This is a genomic window from Candidatus Binataceae bacterium (genome assembly GCA_035308025.1).
Taxonomy (GTDB): Bacteria; Desulfobacterota; Binatia; order Binatales; family Binataceae; genus JAJPHI01.
Window position 1 is genome coordinate 123,837 of the sequence record DATGHL010000053.1, and the last position, 19,962, is coordinate 143,798.

Annotated in this window: 14 protein-coding genes; 12 read left to right on the top strand and 2 right to left on the bottom strand. The window is 66.1% G+C overall.

Annotated features, from left to right (window positions below; translation table 11 throughout):
- Positions 1-32 precede the first annotated feature (32 nt).
- The 12 genes from VKS22_16910 to VKS22_16965 all read left to right on the top strand — a co-directional run bounded on the left by VKS22_16910 (position 33) and on the right by VKS22_16965 (position 15,979).
- Complete coding sequence (locus tag VKS22_16910) at positions 33-686, top strand: response regulator transcription factor (protein ID HLW72292.1); 654 nt, start codon at positions 33-35, stop codon at positions 684-686.
- Positions 687-850: 164 nt separating this feature from the next.
- A complete protein-coding gene (locus VKS22_16915; protein HLW72293.1) occupies positions 851-1,240 on the top strand; it encodes a hypothetical protein in 390 nt (129 codons plus the stop codon).
- A gap of 2 nt (positions 1,241-1,242) precedes the next feature.
- A complete protein-coding gene (locus VKS22_16920) occupies positions 1,243-2,214 on the top strand; it encodes an NAD-dependent epimerase/dehydratase family protein (GenBank protein HLW72294.1) in 972 nt (323 codons plus the stop codon).
- Between the two features lie 75 nt (positions 2,215-2,289).
- The gene (locus VKS22_16925; protein HLW72295.1) at positions 2,290-3,264 is read left to right on the top strand and encodes a hypothetical protein; all 975 of its coding nucleotides are present in this window, start codon (positions 2,290-2,292) and stop codon (positions 3,262-3,264) included.
- Between the two features lie 17 nt (positions 3,265-3,281).
- A complete protein-coding gene (gene lnt / locus VKS22_16930) occupies positions 3,282-4,838 on the top strand; it encodes an apolipoprotein N-acyltransferase (protein HLW72296.1) in 1,557 nt (518 codons plus the stop codon).
- Positions 4,839-5,031: 193 nt separating this feature from the next.
- Complete coding sequence (locus VKS22_16935; protein ID HLW72297.1) at positions 5,032-6,309, top strand: glycosyltransferase; 1,278 nt, start codon at positions 5,032-5,034, stop codon at positions 6,307-6,309.
- 1 nt (position 6,310) lies between these two features.
- Entirely contained in the window at positions 6,311-7,528 is a 1,218-nt protein-coding gene (locus VKS22_16940; protein ID HLW72298.1) for a glycosyltransferase family 4 protein, read from the top strand.
- The gene (locus VKS22_16945; GenBank protein HLW72299.1) at positions 7,525-9,342 is read left to right on the top strand and encodes an ABC transporter ATP-binding protein; all 1,818 of its coding nucleotides are present in this window, start codon (positions 7,525-7,527) and stop codon (positions 9,340-9,342) included. Before VKS22_16940 ends, VKS22_16945 begins: the two co-directional genes overlap by 4 nt.
- Positions 9,343-9,359: 17 nt before the next feature.
- Complete coding sequence (locus VKS22_16950; protein HLW72300.1) at positions 9,360-11,237, top strand: TolC family protein; 1,878 nt, start codon at positions 9,360-9,362, stop codon at positions 11,235-11,237.
- A 13-nt stretch (positions 11,238-11,250) separates the two neighbouring features.
- Positions 11,251-12,510: an efflux RND transporter periplasmic adaptor subunit gene (locus VKS22_16955; protein HLW72301.1), complete on the top strand. Its 1,260-nt coding sequence runs from the start codon at positions 11,251-11,253 to the stop codon at positions 12,508-12,510.
- A gap of 6 nt (positions 12,511-12,516) precedes the next feature.
- Positions 12,517-14,625, top strand: coding sequence for an ABC transporter permease (locus VKS22_16960; GenBank protein HLW72302.1), 2,109 nt, complete (start codon positions 12,517-12,519; stop codon positions 14,623-14,625).
- 58 nt (positions 14,626-14,683) lie between these two features.
- Entirely contained in the window at positions 14,684-15,979 is a 1,296-nt protein-coding gene (locus tag VKS22_16965; GenBank protein HLW72303.1) for a glycosyltransferase, read from the top strand.
- 79 nt (positions 15,980-16,058) lie between these two features.
- Here VKS22_16965 and VKS22_16970 read toward each other — a convergent pair whose 3' ends face one another.
- The gene (locus VKS22_16970; GenBank protein HLW72304.1) at positions 16,059-18,698 is read right to left on the bottom strand and encodes an ATP-binding protein; all 2,640 of its coding nucleotides are present in this window, start codon (positions 18,696-18,698) and stop codon (positions 16,059-16,061) included.
- A gap of 118 nt (positions 18,699-18,816) precedes the next feature.
- Positions 18,817-19,926 (bottom strand): response regulator, encoded by a 1,110-nt coding sequence (locus VKS22_16975; protein HLW72305.1) that lies wholly within the window; start codon positions 19,924-19,926, stop codon positions 18,817-18,819.
- Positions 19,927-19,962: the final 36 nt, after the last annotated feature.

Here is a 19,962-nt window from a genome sequence, read left to right on the forward strand (position 1 = left end):
GCGCAGCGCAATGGTGGGATCGAATCCGAACGATGGCTTTTAAAATTCTGCTGGCCGACGATCATCCGATCGTGCGCGAAGGCGTGCGGCGGCTGTTCGCGGACTCGCGCGAGTTACGTGTGGTGGGAGAAGCGCGGGATAGCCATGAGGCCCTGCGGCTGGCGCGCAAACTGCGCCCCGACGTCGCGCTGATTGATTTGTCGATGCCCGGCCTGGACGGTATCGAGCTTACGCGCGAGTTGCTGATTGAGCAGCCCGAGCTTAAGGTCATCGTGTTGACGATGCATGCGAATGAAGAATACGCGGTGCGTGCCCTGCAGGCTGGCGCCCGCGGTTTTATCGGCAAAGGGATCGCTGGAGAGGAGCTGACCGCCGCCGTGCTCAAAATTGCCGGTGGCGGCACCTACCTGCCGCCGGCGCTGCTCGAGAATCTGCCCCGGCGGCTGGCGGCAAGCGGCAAGGGGGTTGGTGCGGGATCGCTGGCTGACCTGTCCGATCGCGAATTGCAGGTGCTGAAGCTCCTGGCGGAGGGCCGTACCGGCCGCGAAATCGGCGAAACCCTCCACCTCAGCGTCAAGACCGTCGATACCTATCGGGCGCGCCTGCTCGCCAAGCTCGGGCTCAAGACCACGGCCGATCTGATCCGCTTTGCCCTGCGCAGCAAGCTGATCGATGACGCCTGGTGAGGGCGCACGAGCGCAATCCTGGATGAGGTTTCAGATTTATCCTGACAAAAGGCGTTCCGGCGGCGTTCTAAAGGGACCTCATGGGACGACTGAGCAGCGGCGCCGGGTGGACCGACCACCGTCGCGGTATGCTCAAGCGGGACCCATGAATTAGCCGGGCGGCCGTGAGCCGTCGGTCGCATCGGGGCGCCGCGGGCGTGCTCGTCGTCCTGCTTGGAGCCCTTGCCGGCATGGTGACGGTCAACAGCGTGCGCTGGATCGGAATGACTTTCCCCGGATTTTTCGCGCCGCGGGCCCGCCTCAGAAAAATCCTGACGACGGTTTCAGCCGATTCGCCCGTGAACTTCCAGCGCCCGTCTGACCTCTCGACGTTGTCGCGGAGACGCGCCGCGATCAATCATCCACATGTGCTTCACTTGGAGCCGCAATTAATGCATATCCCCACTGAGCCGGAGCCGGCGCGCAGCGGGTTTCAGTCCGAACGCGGCAAGCGGCGCGCCTGCGGGCGCGTTCAGGCGAGTATCAAAAATTTTGCAACCATAGCGAAGGTGTAAGCATGGCGACGAAAGAGCGGATAGTGCTGGTGACTGGCGGCGCAGGGTTTATCGGGTCCCATCTGACCGACGCCCTGATCGCAAAGGGGATGCGGACGCGGGTGCTGGACAATTTCGCGACCGGCCGCCGCGCCGTACTCAATCCGCGGGCTGAACTGGTCGAGGCGGATATCTGCGACCCAGAGCGGATCAAGCCGGCCTTCGCCGGCGTCGACTGTGTCTTTCATACCGCAGCGCTGGCGCGGGTGCCGCTCTCGATCGTCAAGCCGCGCGAGACTCACCTGACCAATGCGCTCGGCACGCTAAACGTCCTGATGGCGGCGCATGCCGCTGGGGTGCGGCGCGTCGTCTACTCCGGGTCGTCCTCGGTCTACGGCGACCAGACCGAACTGCCCCTACGCGAAGAAATGACGCCGAACCCGCTCAATCCATACGCCCTGCAGAAGCTCGTGGGCGAGCAGTACACCCGCCTGTTCCATCAATTGTTCGGGTTGCAAACGCTGACCCTGCGCTACTTCAATGTGTTTGGGCCGCGGATGACCATCGAGGGCGCGTACGTCACCGTGATTAGCACGTTCCTGCGCGCGCAACGTGCGGGCCAGCCGCTGACGATTCATGGCGATGGCGAGCAGACCCGCGACTTCACCCATGTCCACGATGTCGTGCGGGCCAATCTGCTCGCGATGGACTGCTTCATCGCCGACGGCCGGGCGCTGAATATCGGACAGGGCCGCAATCTGAGCGTGAATCGTATTGCGGCTTTGTTCGGCGGTGCGACGGTGCGTGGTCCGGCGCGGGCCGGTGACGCGCGCCATACGCTGGCCGATTACAGCGCCGCGGCCCGGGTGCTCGGCTGGCAGCCGCAAATCGGGACCGAGGATGGGGTGGCCGAACTGATCGCGGAAGCCGCATGGCCGCCAATTACTACTGCGCCCGACCGATTGGTCGCAGACGCTTCACCGCAACCCTCGTGAGGCGCGGCGCCCACTTTACTTTCAAAAACTCCTGACACGAACTGTTTGGCACAATTCGGGTAAGATAAGCAGGCCATGACAAAATATAGACATTGGTTTCGCTCGCCCTTCGTCATCGGATTGATCGCCGTCATCGGGCTGCTGAGCATTACCCTGAGCACGGTCGCGTGGGCCGGATGCGGATGCAGCAAGCCGCCGCCGCTGCCGGGATCAGTGATCCCGTCATTCGGCGTACCCGGCATGCAACTCACGTTTTTTGGTCCGCAGCTCAGCGTCGGCCAGACCTGGAACGTGACCTTTAGCGGCGGGGGCAGTTCGTATACGAGCACAGGCGCGGTCGTACTCAAACGCGCGATCACCGATCCGAGCGGCCTCACGTGGAGCCCGCAACTGGCGATAACGGCACCCGACGAACTGCCGCCGGGCCCGGTGAGTATCGCGCTCGCCAGCGGCAGCCTCACGATGGCGATCCCGTCGAGCTCGTTCACGATGCTGGGCCGGCCGGCGACGGCGGCGTCGCTGGTGGCGTCAACCAATCTCGATCCGTTTACCTCGGCGGTCGGTTCCGACGGCACCTTCTATCTCGCCCTCGGCGGTCTGCAAGCGGTCTGCGACCCGGTGCAGATTACGGCGTACTTCGATAACTATCCGCTGACCTTCGCCACCGGCGACGTCCAGATCTTCAACTGGCAGGGTTACTATATTGATGCGCTGAACTCGACCAGCCAGAACCATTTTCAAGTGCAGCCGCCGAGCGATGATTCGGGCAGCGACGGGCTGTTCTACTCCCGTCATTCGTTCGAGAATTACTGTGCGCAGCACATGCCTGGCCAGCCCAAGCAGATCGACCCAAGCGACCCAAATTGGCATATTGATGGCACCCCGCACGTGGACTACAGCGTCGTGGTCTTCGCGATCAAGGGTCAGGTCAATGGCGCCGCCATCGCGCCCGGCAGCGCCATCGGCAGTCTGAACATCATGACCCAGCCGAGCACCAGCCTGACGGGCAGCTGGCAAACCGAGACGGGCGAGGAGAGTCTGACGCCCTGAGGTTTCCTGCCGCCACCATGCGAACGGCCGCGGATCTGGCCCTGCTGGCGATCGGCGCCGTCCTCTACGGGCTGGCTTTCCCGCCTTACAACTGGTCGAGCGCCGGATGGGTGGCGCTCACGCCTTGGTATGTGGTGCTCCGCGGCCGGTCATGCCGGCGTGCGGCGGTATACGGCCTGCTTTACGGCGTGATGATCAGCGCGGCCGTGGCTTATTGGCTGGAGACCGCGATCGTCGCGTACTTCGTCGCCAATCGTCTGCCGGCGATCGGACTCACGCTCGCGGCATATCTCGGCTGCGTCGGTATCTACACCGCGCTGGCCGCCGCCGGGGTGAGTCTGGTCCTCCGTTCGGCCCGCGGCGCGCTCCGCTTGAGCGCAGCGCCGGCGTGCTGGGTGGCGGGCGAGTTCGCCCGCGCCAAGCTGCCGCTCGGGTTCGCGTGGGAGCTGCTCGGCTACAGCCAGTACACGCATCCGGCGCTGCTTCAGGTCAGTGACCTGACGGGCGTATATGGGCTTTCATTCCTGCTCGCCGCGACCGGTCTGGTCGTAGCCGAGGCGCTTGACCTTTGCCGCGCGCGGCAAAGCTTCATGGCCGCCGCCGCGCCGGTCGCGATGCGCGCGGCGGTCGTGGGCGCGCTGGCTGGTGTGATCGTCCTTTATGGCCGGGCGCGTATCCAGCAATACGACACCGCCCACCATCGCACGCTGCGTGTCCTGCTGATCGAACATGACATGCCCGCCCAGGAGCGCTGGCGGCAAGAATTCTACTTCGCCGCGCTGCGCGACTATACGGCCCTGACGCGGGCGGCGGTCCAAACCACGCCCGCCGATCTGATCATCTGGCCCGAGTTCGCGAGCGGGTTCTATGTCGATCGCAATCCGATGGTCCAGCTCGAGCTGGCACGGCTGGCGCGCGCGTCGCACGCCGCGCTGCTGGTCGGCGGACCCCGCGCCGAAGCGGTGGACGGCCGGATGCTCTACCACAATTCGGCCTTCTTGTTCGCCAACAGCGGCCATCTGCTGGGCACGTATGACAAGGAACTGCTGCTGCCCTTCGCCGAGTACCGGCCCGGCCGATTGCCGTCGCTGCTGGCGCGGGCGACCGACTATCCGACGGAGTTCAGCGCCGGGACCCGCGCAACAGTCTTCGACTTGGGCATGGTGCGTTTCGGAGTGATGATCTGTTACGAAGCAACCTATCCGGAATATGCGCGGGCGTTGGTTCGGGGCGGCGCCAACCTGCTCGTGAATATCTCCAATGATGAGTGGCTCGCGGCGGCGGGCGGCCGCGCCGCCGCCGCCCAGCATTTCGCGATGGGGACCGTGCGGGCGGCCGAGAACAAGCGCGCGCTCGCGCGGGCCACAATGGCGGGTGTGACCGGCTTTGTCGATCCGTTGGGACGGCCGTATGGCCTGCTGCGCGGTGGCGCCGACGGGGCGGCGTTCGGCGTGGTCGCTTTGCCTGACGAGCTGACCTTCTATCTGCGCCACGGCGACTGGTTCGCATGGCTGTGCGTGGCGCTGGCCGCGCTGGGCTGCGTGATCGCGCGCGGCCGCATCGCGCCGCGCTGAACGTCGCGTTCAAGCAAAATCCCTACAGGTCTTTCGGGCCATTTCCACTAGAAGTTTCCGGCTGTGCCGGACGGCGCGCGCTGGCCGGCGCGTGAGCGTCACGACACCATGAGCAGGTGACCGAATTAACTCTGCATCACGCGCCGCACGGCGGCGGTTCAAGCCGCGACGGCGGGAGGCTCCGGAAACCATGATGGAAACAGTAACAGCCACGGGACAGGACTTCGGACGGCGGCCTTTCGTCGTGAGCAACACGCGGCGCGCGCCGCGCCGCCGCCGGCGGGTCGCGTTCTACTCGCACGACACGATGGGTCTCGGACATACGCGGCGCAATCTGCTAATCGCCGAACAGCTCCTCGCGGCGGACGCCGATGCCGACATCCTGATGATCGCGGGGATGCGTCAGACCAGCGCCTTCCCGATCCCCCCGCGGATGGACTTCGTAACGCTGCCGGCGCTTTACAAGGACGATCATGGGCAGTACGAGGCGCGCAATCTGCAGTTGAGCCTCAACGAACTGCTGGGGCTCCGCACATCGCTCATCATGGCGGCGCTGCGAGGTTTCGATCCCGACCTGTTGGTGGTGGATAACGTGCCGCGCGGAGCAGTGCGGGAACTCGACGCGGCCCTAGCGGTGCTGCGGACGGCGGGACGGCCGCGCTGCGTGCTGGGCCTGCGCGACACGCTCGACGACGCGGAGTCCGTCAAACAGGAATGGGGGAAGCTCGATAACGCCCGGGTGATCGCCGATTACTACGACGCCATCTGGGTGTATGGCGATCCGGCCGTCTACGACCTCCGGCGCGAGTACGGCTTTTCCCCGGCCCTGTGCGCGATGACCCATTTCACTGGCTATCTCGACCCGCGGGTGCGCCGGGAAAGCGCACCAAGCGACGCTGCCGCTCTCGCCCAGTTGGGTTTGCCCAACGAACCTTTCGTCCTCTGCCAAGTCGGCGGGGGGCAGGACGGGGCCCATCTGGTTGAGACTTTTCTGTCCACTCCGCGGCCGGCCGGGATGCACGGCGTGGTCCTGACCGGACCATTTATTCCCCGTGACATTTTGGCGCGGGCGCGCGCGCAAGCAGATCCGCGGATGCATGTGCTGGAGTTTGTGGCCGAGCCCGCGGTACTGCTGCGCCGTGCGCAGAAGGTTATCGCAATGGGCGGCTACAACACGGCGTGCGAGCTGCTCACCTGCGGCAAGCCCGCCCTGATGGTCCCGCGCGTCAAGCCGCGCCAGGAGCAACTGGTGCGGGCGCAGCGCTGGAGCGAACTCGGGCTGGTCGAGATGCTCTCTCCGGACGCGGCCACCCCGGCGCGGCTCGGCGAGTGGATCGCCAGCGGACCGGCGGCCAACCTGAGCGCGCGCGCCCGCGTCGACCTCGGCGGGCTCAAGCGGCTGCCGCGGCTGATGATGCAACTGCTGGATGACGGTGAAGGCCTGCGCGCGACGTCGTCGGAGGATGAATGACATGCCGGCCGGTGCCGAAGCGAAGCGCGAGCCGCAACGCGTGGCGTATGTGTGCGCCGATCGCGGGATTCCCATTTGGGGTTCGAAAGGCTCCTCGGTGCACGTCCAGGCGATGGTGCGGGTGCTGGTGCGGCGCGGCGCGACGGTGACCATCTTCGCGGCCAATACCGCCGGAACCCCGCCGCCGGGCCTCGAGGGCGTAGGCGTCTATCAGCTCCCCGCGCCCCGCTCGCGTGACGCCGCGGCCGAGCAGGCGCAATTGGCGGCCAATCAGGATCTGCTTGCCGCGCTGCGCGCGCGGGGTCCCTTCGAGCTGATCTATGAACGCTACTCGCTGTGGAGCTGCGCGGCGCTGGAATATGGCCGCGCCGCCGGAATTCCCGCCGTGCTCGAGGTCAACGCTCCGCTGATCGACGAGCAGAGCCAGTACCGGCAGCTGTACGATCGGCCTGCGGCCGAAGCGGTCGCCGGCCGCGCCTTCGCCGCCGCCAGCCGGCTGGTTGCGGTGTCGGCGGGGGTGGCTGCCTATCTGCGGGAGCGGCTGGGTGTCGATGCACCGATTCGGCTGATCGCCAATGGGGTCGATACCGAGTGGTTCCGGCCCGGCATTATGCCGGCCAGTCCGGCGCCGCAAGGGGCCCTGACGGTAGGCTTCGTCGGCAGCCTTAAGCCTTGGCATGGGCTCGACACGCTGGTCGAGGCTTGTGCCCGGTTGCGTCTTCGCGATCATGAACTGCGGCTGCTGATGGTGGGCGACGGGCCGGGTCGCGCCGCTTTGACCGAGCGCCTGCGCGCGCCGGACGTGACCTTCGCCGCCGAACTCAGCGGCGCGGTCGAGCAGGCGCGGGTGCCGGCCTTGCTGGCTTCAATGGATATCGCGGTGGCGCCGTATCCGCCGCTGGCAAATTTCTATTTCTCGCCCCTCAAAATTTTCGAGTACATGGCGGCTGGACTGCCGGTGGTGGCGAGCCGCATCGGGCAGATCGAAGAGGTCATCGAGGACGGCCGCACCGGACTGCTCTGCCCGCCGGGCGACGTGGCGGCGTTGGCTGACGCGCTGGAGCGGCTCGCCGCGGATCCCGGACTGCGCCGTAAGCTCGGGATGGCAGCGCGCGCGGCGATGCTCGCAGATCGGAGCTGGGACAGCGTGCTCACGCGGACCTTGGCTGGCCTGGGCCGGGCGCCGGCGTCACTTGACTGCGGTGTCTCAGCGCCATGAATGATCGCCACGCACCGCTTTTGAGTGAGTCGGTCGCTAGTCTCTGGCGGTTGCTGCGACGCTTTGGGATCTACATCCGCAGGCAACGCAGCCTGATCGCATTATCGATGCTCGCGCTCGTTGCCGAGGCGGGTTTGCGCCTGATCGAGCCGTGGCCGCTCAAGCTGATTTTCGATCGGATTATCGCCGGCCGCCATCATCATTCCGGGTGGCATATCGACATTTTTGATCGTCTCAGCGGCGATACTCTGTTGCTGGCTGCGGTGATCGCCATGGTCGCTTTCACCGCCCTGCGCGCACTCTTCGAGTACCTGAACAGTATCGGTTTCGCGACGGCCGGCAATCGCGTGCTGAGCGCCGCGCGCTATGATCTCTACCGCCATCTGCAATGCCTCTCGCTGGCGTTTCATGGCGAGGCGCGCGGCGGCGATCTGACGCTGCGTGTGATGAGCGATCTCGGCGTGCTGACGGACGCCACCACGTCCGCCGGGGTGCCGCTGTTCCGCGGCCTGCTGATCATGTGCGCGACGCTCGCCTTCATGCTATGGATGAACCTGGAGCTCGGCCTGATCGCACTGATCGCCGCACCGCTCTTCTGGGCGGCCAGCGCGTTGCGCGCGCGGCGGATCGTCGAGACGCTCCGGCACCAGCGCCAGCGCGACGGCGCGATGGCGGCGACCGCGGCCGAGACCATCAGCGCGATCAAACTGGTGCAGGCCTTTGCGCTCGGCGACAGCTTTGCCGCGAGCTTCGCCGCCGACAACGATCACAGTCTAGCCGAAGGGATCAAGGCCAGCCGCTTGGCGGGCAGCCTCGGGCGGTCGCTCGACGTGCTGACCGCGCTGGTTATGGCCGCGGTGCTGTGGTTCGGCGCGCATATCGTCAAGCGCGGCGAGATGAGCGTGGGCGATCTGGTGATCTTCCTGAGTTATTTGCGCAACGCCTTCCGTCCGCTCAAGGATTTCGCCAAGCAGGCGACCCGCCTGGCGCGCGCAGTGGTGGCCGGGGAGCGCGCGCTCGCGGTGTTCGATCAGACGCCGTCGGTATGCGAGCGGCCCGGAGCCGCGGACGCGGCCGGCGCGCGCGGTGAAGTAGCGTTCGTAAACGTCAGCTTCGGCTACGCGCCGGGCCGGCCCGCTTTGACCGATATCACTTTCAAGGTTCGCGCCGGCCAGCGCGTGGCCCTGATTGGCCCCTCCGGCAGCGGCAAATCGACCCTGCTCGGCCTGCTGCCGCGGCTCTACGACGTCGGTAGCGGCGCGATTTTGCTGGACGGCCGCGACCTGCGTGACTACACGCTCGCTTCGCTGCGCGCGCAGATTAGCATCGTGCCGCAGGACAGCGTGCTGTTCGCCGGCAGTGTGCGCGACAATATCGCGTATGGCGCGCCCGCCGCCTCGCCCGCGGCGATCGAGGCGGCCGCGCGGCTCGCCAACGCGCATCAGTTTATCGAGGCTTTGCCGCTCGGTTATGACACGCCGGTGGGCGAACGCGGCGTGACCCTGTCGGGCGGCCAGCGCCAGCGGATCGCGATCGCGCGGGCGGCAATCCGCCGCGCCCCACTGCTGATTCTCGACGAACCGACCAACGGGCTCGATCGCGAGAATAGCGAGGCGGTGATCGCGGCGCTCAAGCGGCTGCCGCACGGCCAGACAACTTTTATCGCAACGCATGATCTCGAACTGGCGGCCGACGCTGACCTGATTCTTTATTTCGAGCACGCACGAATCGTCGAGCACGGCACTCACGCGGAGTTGCTGCAGCATGGCCGGCACTACCGCGAGATGCTCGGACGGAATGTCAAGGCGGCCTAATGGAAAAGGAGAAAGAATTGCCAAGTAGAGCTTTTGACGGGCGGAAACGCTGTGCGCGCTATCTCGCGGCGCTCGTCGTCATCGCGATCGCCGGCGGACCTGTGCGGGCGCGCGCCCAGAGCTCGGCCGCCGCCGGCGCGGCGCCGGCTATCGCCAGTATCGGGCAGGCGCCGGTGCCGCAAGTAGCGCCGATCACGATCACGCCGCCCCCCGCCGAAACCTACGCGGCGCCGCTGCGGATGCCCCGGGCGCTCATCGATCAGTGGCGGCCCGGCAGCGAAACTCTGCCGGTCGCGGACCTCGGCGGCCAGGAGCCGCTGCGCCTGAGTTTCGGCGCGCCGCGGCCGATCGGACTCAAGGAGGCGATCACGCTCGCTTTGCGCGGCAATCCCGCCCTGCGCGCCGAAGTGCTTGAACCCCTTGCGGCCCATCAGGTAATCCGCGCCAGCGAAGGCGCGTTTGACCCGAGCCTGACCTCGCAACTGAGCTGGCGGCGCGACGTGCTGCCGACCCGCTTTCTGTTCGATACCGGTGGTAATCCGATCACCGACCAGCGCCAGGAGGGCTGGGACCTGGGCCTGACCAAATTGCTGGGGTCGACTAACGGCTCGCTGTCGCTCACTTTCGACAATAGCCACGTCCGGTCGAACTATATCGATCTCGGGCTCAACCCGTTCTACAGCACGGATCTGTCGGCGACGCTGAGCCAGCCGCTGCTGCGCAACTTCGGCTTCGGCTTCGCAACGATCCACGTGCGGATGGCCGAGGCCGGCGAAGCGCAAGCGCGCGCCGTGCTGGAGCAGCGCCTGTCGGACTTCGTGCTGGCGGTGGGCGTCGATTATTGGCAAGCGGTGCGGGCGCGCGAAGCGCTCGACGTGGCGCGCGGCGCGTTGACGCTCGCGACGCAGTTGCTGGGGCTCGATCGCGCCCGCGCGCAGCGCGGACTGCTGGCGACGCTGGCCGTCAAGGAGGCCGGCTCCCAGGTCGAAAGCGCTAATGCGCAGGTAGCCGCGGCGCAAGACGAGCTGGCGCAGGCGCAGGATGCGTTATGGCGCGACCTGGGCGCCGCCGCGACGGGCGCCGGGCCTCGCGACCTCGAGCCCCTGGCGGTCGGCAACAGCGTCGCACTATCGGCGAGCGTGACGCAGTCGCTCGACGACGCGCTCCATCGTCGGCCCGAATTCGCCGCGTTCGAGGCCGCCCTGCGGAACGATCGCCTCGATCTGCACTATGCCAATAATCAAACGCTGCCTGAGCTCGATGCGACTGCCGGCGTCGGGGTTTCGGCGATCGGCGGCAACGTCAACTGTATCCACGTTTCGACCGCGATCTTTCCGAGCAACTGCACCACCACCTTGGGCGGGGGGGCCGCCAAAACCGGCATCGCCGTGCCTTATCAAGGAGTCTACGGCGACGCGCTTAACGGCCTGGGCAAGTTCAACTTCTACCATTTTCAGGCCGGGCTGAACCTCGATGTCCCGCTGGCGAACGAGACCGCCCAGGCGGAGTTAGCCAACGCGCGAATCCGGTACGATCAGGAGCAACTGCGTTACCGCGATCTGTTCAATAACGTCGTGAGCGAAGTCGAGAACGCGCTGAGTGCGCTCGACCGTGGCCGCGAGCAGGTGCGCGCGACGGCCGCGGCCGTCGATCTGGCGAGCGCCGCGCTGCGCGCCGAAGACGGCCGCTACTCGCTGGGCCTCGCCGACAGCCACGAGGTCCTGCAATTTCAGCAGGAACTGATCGCGGCTCAGGCCAGCCAGGTGAGCGCTCAAGCCAATTTCCAGGTCGCCGGAATAACCTTACTGCACGCCACCGGCACCCTGCTCGACCATTTTCAGATTGAACTGGCGCCGTCCGCCGAACGTCGGGCGCCCTGGTACACCAAGTTCTAGGAGGACAACCGCCGTGGCATTTGAACTTGATCTCGACGTTAGCGGCCAGCGGCCTGACAGCGCCGCGCCGCCGGTGGCCCATCCGTTCGCCAGGCACGCGCGATGGACCTGGCTGGCCGCCGCGATCGCATTGGCGACGGCCGCCGCGCTCTACCTCGCACACGCCCGCAGGCCCAACGTCTGGTACGCGACTGCCGCGGTTAGCCGCGGCGCGATCGTGCGCGCAGTCAATGCCAGTGGGACGGTCAATCCGGTCACGACCGTGCAGGTCGGCAGCTACGTCTCCGGCCCGATTATCGAGCTTGATGCCGACTTCAACACGCGCGTCAAGCGCGGCCAGTTAATCGCGCGGATCGATCCCCGGCCCTTCACCCTCAAGGTCGCGCAGGCGCGCGCACAGCTCGCCGACGCGCAAGCCGCGATCGAGCGCGATCAGGCCGACGCCGGCTACAAGCGCCTGCTTTACCAGCGCGCCCGCGAGCTGCTGCCGCTGGGCGCCGTCGCCCAGGATACGGTCGATCAATACCGCAGCTCGGCCGATCAGGCCGCGGCCCAGGTCAAGGTTAATCGTGCGCTGGCCCAACAGCAGCAGGAGGCGCTCGCTGAGGCCGAGGTTAATCTCAACTACGCCAATATCGTCTCCCCAGTGGATGGCACCGTGGTGCTGCGCAACGTCGACGTCGGCCAGACCGTCGCGGCCAGCTTCCAAACCCCGGTGCTGTTCCTGATCGCCCGCGACCTCACGCGGATGCAGATCGATTGCAACGTCAGCGAAGCCGACGTCGGCAATATCCGCGTCGGGCAGCCGGCCGCCTTTACCGTCGAAGCGTTTCCCAACCGCACGATGCAGGGTGTGGTGAATCAGATTCGTCAGGCCCCGATTACGGTGCAGAACGTTGTCACCTACGACGTCGTGATCGCGATCGATAACCGCGCCCTTACGCTGATGCCGGGCATGACCGCCGACGTCAATATCATCACCGGCCATCGCGACGACGTCGTGCGGATTCCGGTCCGCGCGCTCCATTTCACCCCGCACGACGCGCGCTCGTCCCAACCAGCAGCGCCGGCAGTATCGCCTGGCCGCCGCGTGTCGCGGGTCTGGGTGATGCGTGACGGCCGCCCGGCGCCGATGACGGTCGCGCTCGGCCTGCGCAACGCCGACTATGCAGAGTTGATCGGTCCCGGCCCCGTTCTGGGCGATCAGCTTGCGACCCAGGAAGTCGTGGGGGCCCCGTCTGCCGACGAACTCACGGCCGCGGCCGGGCGCTAAGCCATCATGACGCCGATTATTGAAGCTCGCGATCTCGTCAAGCGCTACGAAGTGGGCGGTGAGCCCTTTCTGGCGCTGCGCGGCGTCAGCCTCACGCTCGGGCGCGGCGAGTTCCTCGCGATCATGGGCGCGTCCGGCTCGGGCAAGTCCACGCTGCTCCATTTGCTCGGCTGCCTCGATCGCCCCGACGGCGGCCGCTACCTGCTCAACGGCGTGGACGTGCGCACGCTCGACGACAGTGGGCTGGCGGCCGTGCGGGGCCGCCTACTGGGCTTCGTCTTCCAGAGCTTCAATCTGCTCGCGCGAACCAGTGCGCTGGAAAACGTCGAGCTGCCATTGATCTACTCCGGATGGACCGCGGCGGGGCGGGCGCGCGCGCGGCGCCTGCTGGCGACGCTGGGGCTCGAGGGCCGCTTCGACAACCAGCCCAATCAGCTTTCCGGCGGCCAACAGCAGCGGGTCGCAATCGCGCGCGCCTTGATCAACCGCCCGCTGGTGCTCTTGGCCGACGAACCGACCGGTAATCTGGATTCGCGCAACGCCGCCGAGGTCCTCGACCTGCTCCGCACGCTTTGCCACGAGCAGGGTCTGACGATCGTGATGGTCACCCATGACGCCGAGGTTGCGCGCAGCGCCGACCGCACGATCACGCTGCGCGACGGGCTGATCGTCACGGACCAGCTTAACCCACGCACTGCGCCGGCCGCGCCGCCCACGATCGCGGATGCGGTCCCCTCGCCCCCCGCCGCGATCGCGGAGAGCGGCGCCTGGCGGGCGCTCGCCGCGATGATTCTGCTGAGCGCGCGCCGCTCGCTCGGGCGCAACCGGCTGCGCGCGGGGCTGACGATGCTCGGCGTCCTGATCGGCGTCGCCGCCGTGGTGCTCATGATGGCGATCGGCCAGGGCACCAGCGCGGTGATCCAGCAACGGATCCGCAGCCTCGGCACGAATATGCTGACAGTCCATCCGGGTACTACGATCGCCAGCGGCGTGCGCGTCGGAAGCGGCAGCAACTCCAAGCTGACGGTTGGCGACGCGCGCGCGATCGGCGCTGACGATGCCGCAATCGGCGGCGTCGCCTACGTCATTCGCCAGGCCGCGCAGGTGGTTAATGAGGATCGCAACTGGAGCACCGTGATCGTCGGCACCGGACCCGAGTATTTCACGATTCGCGACTGGGGCGTGACCAGCGGGCGCATTTTCAATCATGAGGAGGCGCGCACCGCGGCCACCGTCTGCCTGCTCGGCCAAACCGTCGCAACCAATCTGTTCGATACGGACGACCCGGTGGGCGCCTCGATTCGCATCAAGAACGTGCCGTTCCGCGTTATCGGCGTGCTCGCACCCAAGGGCGCGACCAACGAAGGACAGGATCAGGACGATGCGGTGATGATCCCGTTCACCACCGCCGAGCGCCGCGTGTTGGGCTCCGCGACCGCCGCGGGCGGGGGCTCCGCGGCAATCGCGGACCCCGGTTCCGCGCCCGCGTTTGAGGCCCATTACAACGTCGAGGCGGTGCGCAACACGATGGCCGGCCAGGCGCCGCGGATGCTCGGTAAGGTGAATATCATATACGCACAGGCGGTCAACGCCGGCCTGATCGACTCCGCCATCGACGAACTGACAGCTACGCTGCGCGAGCGGCACGGCCTCAAGCCCCGGCAAGACGACGACTTCACGGTGCACGACATGACCGCGATCGCGCAGGCCTCCGCTAGCACAAGCCGAATGCTGACGATGCTGCTGGCCGCGCTGGCCTCGATCGCGCTGGTAGTCGGCGGCGTTGGCATCATGAACATCATGCTCGTGTCAGTGACCGAACGGACGCGCGAGATCGGTATCCGCCTGGCGGTCGGCGCGCAACGCACCCATATCCTCGCGCAGTTCCTGGCCGAGGCGGTGCTGCTCAGCCTGGCCGGCGGTTTGGCGGGCGTGGTGTTGGGAGTGTTGGGCGCCGTGGCAGTCACAGCGCTCGATCTGGGGCCGACGGTGCTTTCGTTCACGCCGATCGTGGGGTCGCTACTGTTTTCCGCCGCGGTGGGCGTCTTCTTCGGTTATTACCCGGCCAAGCGGGCCGCGCTGCTCAAGCCGATCGAGGCCCTCCGCTATGAATAAGTCATTCGCACGCCGCCGCAGCGCGCTGCGGCGCTATCTCTCAAGCAAGCGAGGAACCATGAAAATACCTGCAAATCCCCCCGTCGCCTTCATCCTGAAACGCTACCCGCGCCTATCCGAGACGTTTATCCTCAACGAAATCCGGGCGCTCGAACGTCTGGGCGCGCGCCTCGAAATCTTCTCCCTGCTGCGTCCGGAAGAGCAACTGACCCATCCGACCCTGGCCGAAGTCGCCGCTCCCGTGACCTATTTCCCGGCCAATCCGCTGCGGCGGATCGGTACGATTCTGTGGTCGCATCTGCTGATGCTCGCGTCGGCGCCGCTGCGCTATCTCCATGTCCTGCTGCTCGCCGTCGGGTGGTCGGCGCAGTCACAGCGGCCGCTCGGGGTCTGGAAGCAGTTCATGCGTTCGGCTTACATCGCGCTCCGCTGCCGGCGCGCTGGTGTGGGCCATATCCATGCGCATTTTGCCAACGCGCCCACCGCCGTTGCCCATATGGCGAGCCTGATGCTGGAGGTGCCCTTCAGCTTCACGACGCACGCGAAGGATCTCTACCTGACTCCGCGCGAGGTGATCCGCCGCCGGCTCCATGCCGCCAGCTTCGTTTCGACTTGCACCCGCTACAATATGGACTATCTCGGCGGGCTCGCCGAGCCGTCCGACGCCGGCAAGCTGAATCTCGTCTATCACGGGATCGACCTGAGCGAGTTTCCCGCCATGCCACGCTCCCCCGCGCTGGCAGGCCATGGCGGTAACAACGCCACCGCGCTGCCGCCACTCATCCTGTCGGTCGGCCGGCTCGTGCCGAAAAAAGGCATGGGCGACCTGCTCGCAGCGTGCCGCATATTGCGGGCGCGCGACATCGCGTTCCGTTGTATCGTCGTCGGCGGCGGCCCGTTGCGTGCGAGCCTCGAGGCGCAAGGGCAGGAACCTGGTCTTGACGGGAGGGTCACCTTTACGGGTGCGATGGCGCATGACCGGTTGATCGCGCTCTACTGTCAGGCGACTGCCTTTGCCCTGGTGCCGCAGATCGCCGAGGACGGCGATCGCGACGGCATCCCCAACGTTCTGGCCGAGGCGATGGCCGCCGGTGTTCCGGTGGTGACCACCGCCATTTCAGGTATCCCGGAACTGGTGGAGCATGGACAGACCGGTCTCCTGGTTGGCGCGCGTAATCCCAACGCCGCGGCCGACGCGCTCCAGCGGTTGCTCGGCGACGCCACGCTGCAACGCAAGCTCGCGCTGGCCGCCCGCCGCCGAATCGAGAGCGACTTTGCCTGCTGGGAGAATGCCCGCGCGATGTATCGATTGCTGACCCCGGCGTCGGCTGCTCCCGCTCGCCGCGCCGCCTAGGTATTCAGTCAATTGAATGAATTTAGATATTAGCAGCCCGGTTAGTCGGCGGATGCGCCCGCCGCCGGAAGCGTCACACTCAGCTGCGTACTCCTGGCTTGCGGGGCGCGGCGGGATTGTCGCGCGGCGACGCGGCCGGAATATACACGATGAAGCGGCTGCCCTGGTCGACGGCCGATTCAACGCTTATCGTTCCGCCGAACAGGGCGGTGACGATATCGCGCGAGATCGACAGGCCGAGGCCGGTGCCCTCGCCGAGCGGCTTGGTGGAGAAGAACTGGTCGAAGATCTTGTCGAGATTGGCGGGACTGATGCCGCAGCCGTGATCGCTGACCGTAATCACCACCGCGCTCTGATCGCTGCGAATATCCACGCCGACCGTCCGCTCTTCAAGGAGACTGGTGGTGTAAGCGTCGATCGCATTGACGATCAGATTGGTGAGTACCTGGCTGAGCTTTCCCGCGTCGCCGAAGACCAGCGGGTCGGGGCCGCTGGTGACCTTGAGCGTGCAGTCGGCCAGCCGCAAGCGGTGGGCGACCAGGGGCTCGATTTGCTCAAGGAGCTCGCGCACCGAGAACGTGCGGCTTTCTTCCTGCTCCAGATCGCGCGTGTGGGCCTTGAGGCTGCGTATATGCGCCGCGGCCTTGTCGATCCACTGGCGCGTGTTGGACACCAGCATCATGATTTGCTGGACGGCGGCGCCGTTGTGTGGGGCATTGCCGGTCGGCGCCGGCCGCGGCAATTCTTCGACCAGTTGCTGAATCAGTTTCAGCGAGGTCATCGACGCGCCCAGCGGGGTGTTCATCTCGTGCGCGATACCGGCGCTCAAGCGGCCTAGCGCGGCCATGCTTTCGGCGCGAGTCAGGGTTTGGCGACTGCGTTGCAGATCACTATAAGCGTGGCCGAGGCGTTCGATCGACGAACGTAGATCGGCGTTGCTGCGGGCGAGTTCGCGGGTGCGTTCCTCGACCCGCGCCTCGAGCGCAAGGTTGAGCGCTTCGATTTCCGCATAAGCCATCGCGTTGCCGATTGACAGCACGCTCTGATTGGCGAGTGCGCCAAGGAAAGCCCGGTCGTCCGCCGAGAAAAACGCGCCGGATTCCTTACGCCCGAGCAGAATCATGCCGAGCAACTCATGCTTGAGCATCAGCGGCGCCGCGAGCATCGTCTGCTGCGCGACCTCGGATTCGTGCGCGCGCGCCATCCGGGCCGGCGCGAAGCTGGGTTCTTCGCCATCCTCGGTCGTAAAGACCCCCTGATGGTATGACTTCAGGCGTTCGACCAGCGGATCATCGGCGGCCAGCGTCGGCGGATGGTCCATCGGGGGATAGACGCAAAGGTAGCGGCCATGCGCGGGCTGCTGGAGAAATATCCGGCAATCCCGGGCCGCCACGGTGGCGCCGATCGTCTCGTGCACAAAGGCCAGAATCTCGTTGAGCCGCAGCGTCGAGCCGAGCGCCGCGCTGCTCGCTTCGAGCATCCGGCGCGGATCGTAATGCAACCGGAAAAAGATCCGGTCAATGCTTTTCTGCAGCAGGTTGCGCAGCGGATTGAGCAGCAGGGCCAGGATCGAGATGAAAGCCAGCGAGGCCGGCAGCGTTGGGGCTAAATGCGCCGCGTTGAGGTCCAAATCAAGCAGCGCGAGCATTGCCAGATAACCGAGCATCAAGGTCGCCGTCAGCGCCAGGTAATAGACTCCGCGCTTGATCAACGCATCGATCTCGAACAGGTCGTGTTTGATAATGGCGTACCCGACGCTGAGCGGAAAAATGACGACGGTGTAACCCGCGTAATTAACCGGCACTGCGCCGCCGGCGAGCCCCGAGTAGAGCATCAGCGCGCCGGGGAAAGTGAATCCGGCCAGCAGTCCGAGCAGGATGATCCGCAGTCGCTGCCGCACCCGAAAAGACGGGCTGGTGCAATAGTCCCAGGCTACTGCGCCAAGCAGAAAGATGCCGCCGAGGCCGGCGTAGATCATGCACAGGTTGTGGATCAGCGTGTAGGCCGCCGGCCGGTAGAGGTAGAACTCGTAGCTGGCGCCCAATGCCGCTGCGATCATATACGGGAGCGCGAGCAGCCACCCGCGCCATCGGCGCAAACGATCGACTGGAAAGACCAGCGCCAGATGGATCAGCAGGCCCGCCGGGAAAAACGCTTCGCCCAGGATATGCAGTCTGAAGAAATTCGCCGGCGAATATAAATCCGCGGCCGTGATCGCGAACACGCCCCCGGCAATTCCACCGATCAGCAGGGCTCGGCCACCCGCCGCCTCCGGCGCGAGCCACCACACCGCGATGCCGATGAGGGCCAGTCCCAGACCCGACAACAGATAGGGCAGGAAGATCAGCAGATAGTCCTGATCAGTGAAGGTGCGCGAGTTGACGGCTAGCTCTGACTGGCGGTCGCCTTGGCGGAGCATGTAAGTGATCTTTGCGCCACTGGGCAGGCGGCCCACGATCGCGTACACCTCGTGTCCGGTGTTGGTGGGCACTCCGTTAACCGCCATGACGGCGTGCTGGTAAACGTCGTGCTTAGCGGCCGGCCAGTCGGGCAGGCTGACCGACGCCACCACGCCGTTGGCCATTACGAAAAAGCCGGGGAAGGTTCGTCCAATCCAGCGCAGGCTGGTGATCGTGCAGGTCACGGCTAGCGCGATCATCAACACGGCGAGGGCCGCGGCGGTGGCGTCGTGACGCCGTCTATTGGCCGGCTTGATCACAACCTTTGTGGCTCCCGCGCCGGCCCACTGCCGAGCGGAATCCGGCCGATGATTACGCCTTGGGCGTTGGTGGACAGCTGCTCAAAGCGGCCGGCAGAATCGACGAAACCGGCAGCGTTCATCGCGCGACGCGCGCACCCGCGCGCAGCGTCAGTTCGATCCGGGTCCCTGCGCCAGGCACCGATCGCAGGGTTAGCTGGCCGCCGATCAGCCGGGCGCGCTCACGCATCCCGATCAGGCCGGACGCAAGCGGATCGCTCTTCTTGCCGGTGTCAAACCCGATCCCGTCGTCCGCCACTGACAGCGCCAGATGCTCTGCGGTGCGGCTCAACTCAATGGCGACCTTGGCCGCCTGCGCATGACGCCCCACGTTGTTGAGCGCTTCCTGGACAATGCGGCAGACGTTGCGCACGACCTCGGCCTCAAACTCTTCATCCTCCAGCGAAGCGGCAAAGCTCACCGCCATCGAACAGCGTTTTTCAAACTCGCGGACGCAGGCGCGCACGGCCGCCGCGAGGCCGCGCTCGTGCCATTCATCAACCCGCAGGCTTGAACACAGCTCGCGAGTGCCGCGGATCGCATCTTCGATCAGCGCCCTGGACTCCGCGAGCCGCGCGGCCAGCGCGGGCAGCGTCGACGGGCAATGGCGCGACGACCAATCGAGATCCAGCGCAATCGCGGTCAGCAGCTGGCCGAGTTCATCGTGCAGTTCGCGGCTGATCCGCTCGCGCTCCTCCTCCTGCAACTCGAGCAGCCTCATCGAGAGGCGGCGCAACTCGGCTTGCGATTCGACCAGTTCAGCCTCCGCGCCTTTGACCCGCGCGAGCTGGCGCGCGCTCTTGAGCGCGGTTTCGATCCCCAGCAGCAGCCGATCGGGTCCATCCGTCTTATCGTGATAACCCTGCACGTCGAGCAGCCGCATCATCTCGCGCGGCGGCTTTTCCCCGTAATAGCCGGTCTGCAAGATAATCTGCACGTCGCGGTCGAATTGACGGATTGCCTCGACCAACTGCTCGCCGTTCATCCGCGGCATGAAGTAATCGATCAGCAGGAGTTGCGCGCGCTCTTCGCGGAGCGTTGCCAGCGCCGCCGCGCCGCTGGCCGCGGTCAGTACCCGGTAGCCTTCATGTTCCAGCAACATGCGGGTGGAGGTCAGCGTCTCGTGCTGATCGTCGACGACCATCACCGTGAAAACTGACGCTTGCGATGCGGGCGCAACGATACTCATATGGCAAGGGCTGCCGTCAAACTCTGCGCGAGATGG

Coding starts and splice junctions, on each gene's coding strand:
- VKS22_16910 (HLW72292.1), top strand. CDS start 33: ATGGCTTTTAAAATTCTGCTGGCCGACGATCATCCGATCGTGCGCGAA.
- VKS22_16920 (HLW72294.1), top strand. CDS start 1,243: ATGGCGACGAAAGAGCGGATAGTGCTGGTGACTGGCGGCGCAGGGTTT.
- VKS22_16925 (HLW72295.1), top strand. CDS start 2,290: ATGACAAAATATAGACATTGGTTTCGCTCGCCCTTCGTCATCGGATTG.
- lnt (HLW72296.1), top strand. CDS start 3,282: ATGCGAACGGCCGCGGATCTGGCCCTGCTGGCGATCGGCGCCGTCCTC.
- VKS22_16935 (HLW72297.1), top strand. CDS start 5,032: ATGGAAACAGTAACAGCCACGGGACAGGACTTCGGACGGCGGCCTTTC.
- VKS22_16940 (HLW72298.1), top strand. CDS start 6,311: ATGCCGGCCGGTGCCGAAGCGAAGCGCGAGCCGCAACGCGTGGCGTAT.
- VKS22_16945 (HLW72299.1), top strand. CDS start 7,525: ATGAATGATCGCCACGCACCGCTTTTGAGTGAGTCGGTCGCTAGTCTC.
- VKS22_16960 (HLW72302.1), top strand. CDS start 12,517: ATGACGCCGATTATTGAAGCTCGCGATCTCGTCAAGCGCTACGAAGTG.
- VKS22_16965 (HLW72303.1), top strand. CDS start 14,684: ATGAAAATACCTGCAAATCCCCCCGTCGCCTTCATCCTGAAACGCTAC.
- VKS22_16975 (HLW72305.1), bottom strand. CDS start 19,926: ATGAGTATCGTTGCGCCCGCATCGCAAGCGTCAGTTTTCACGGTGATG.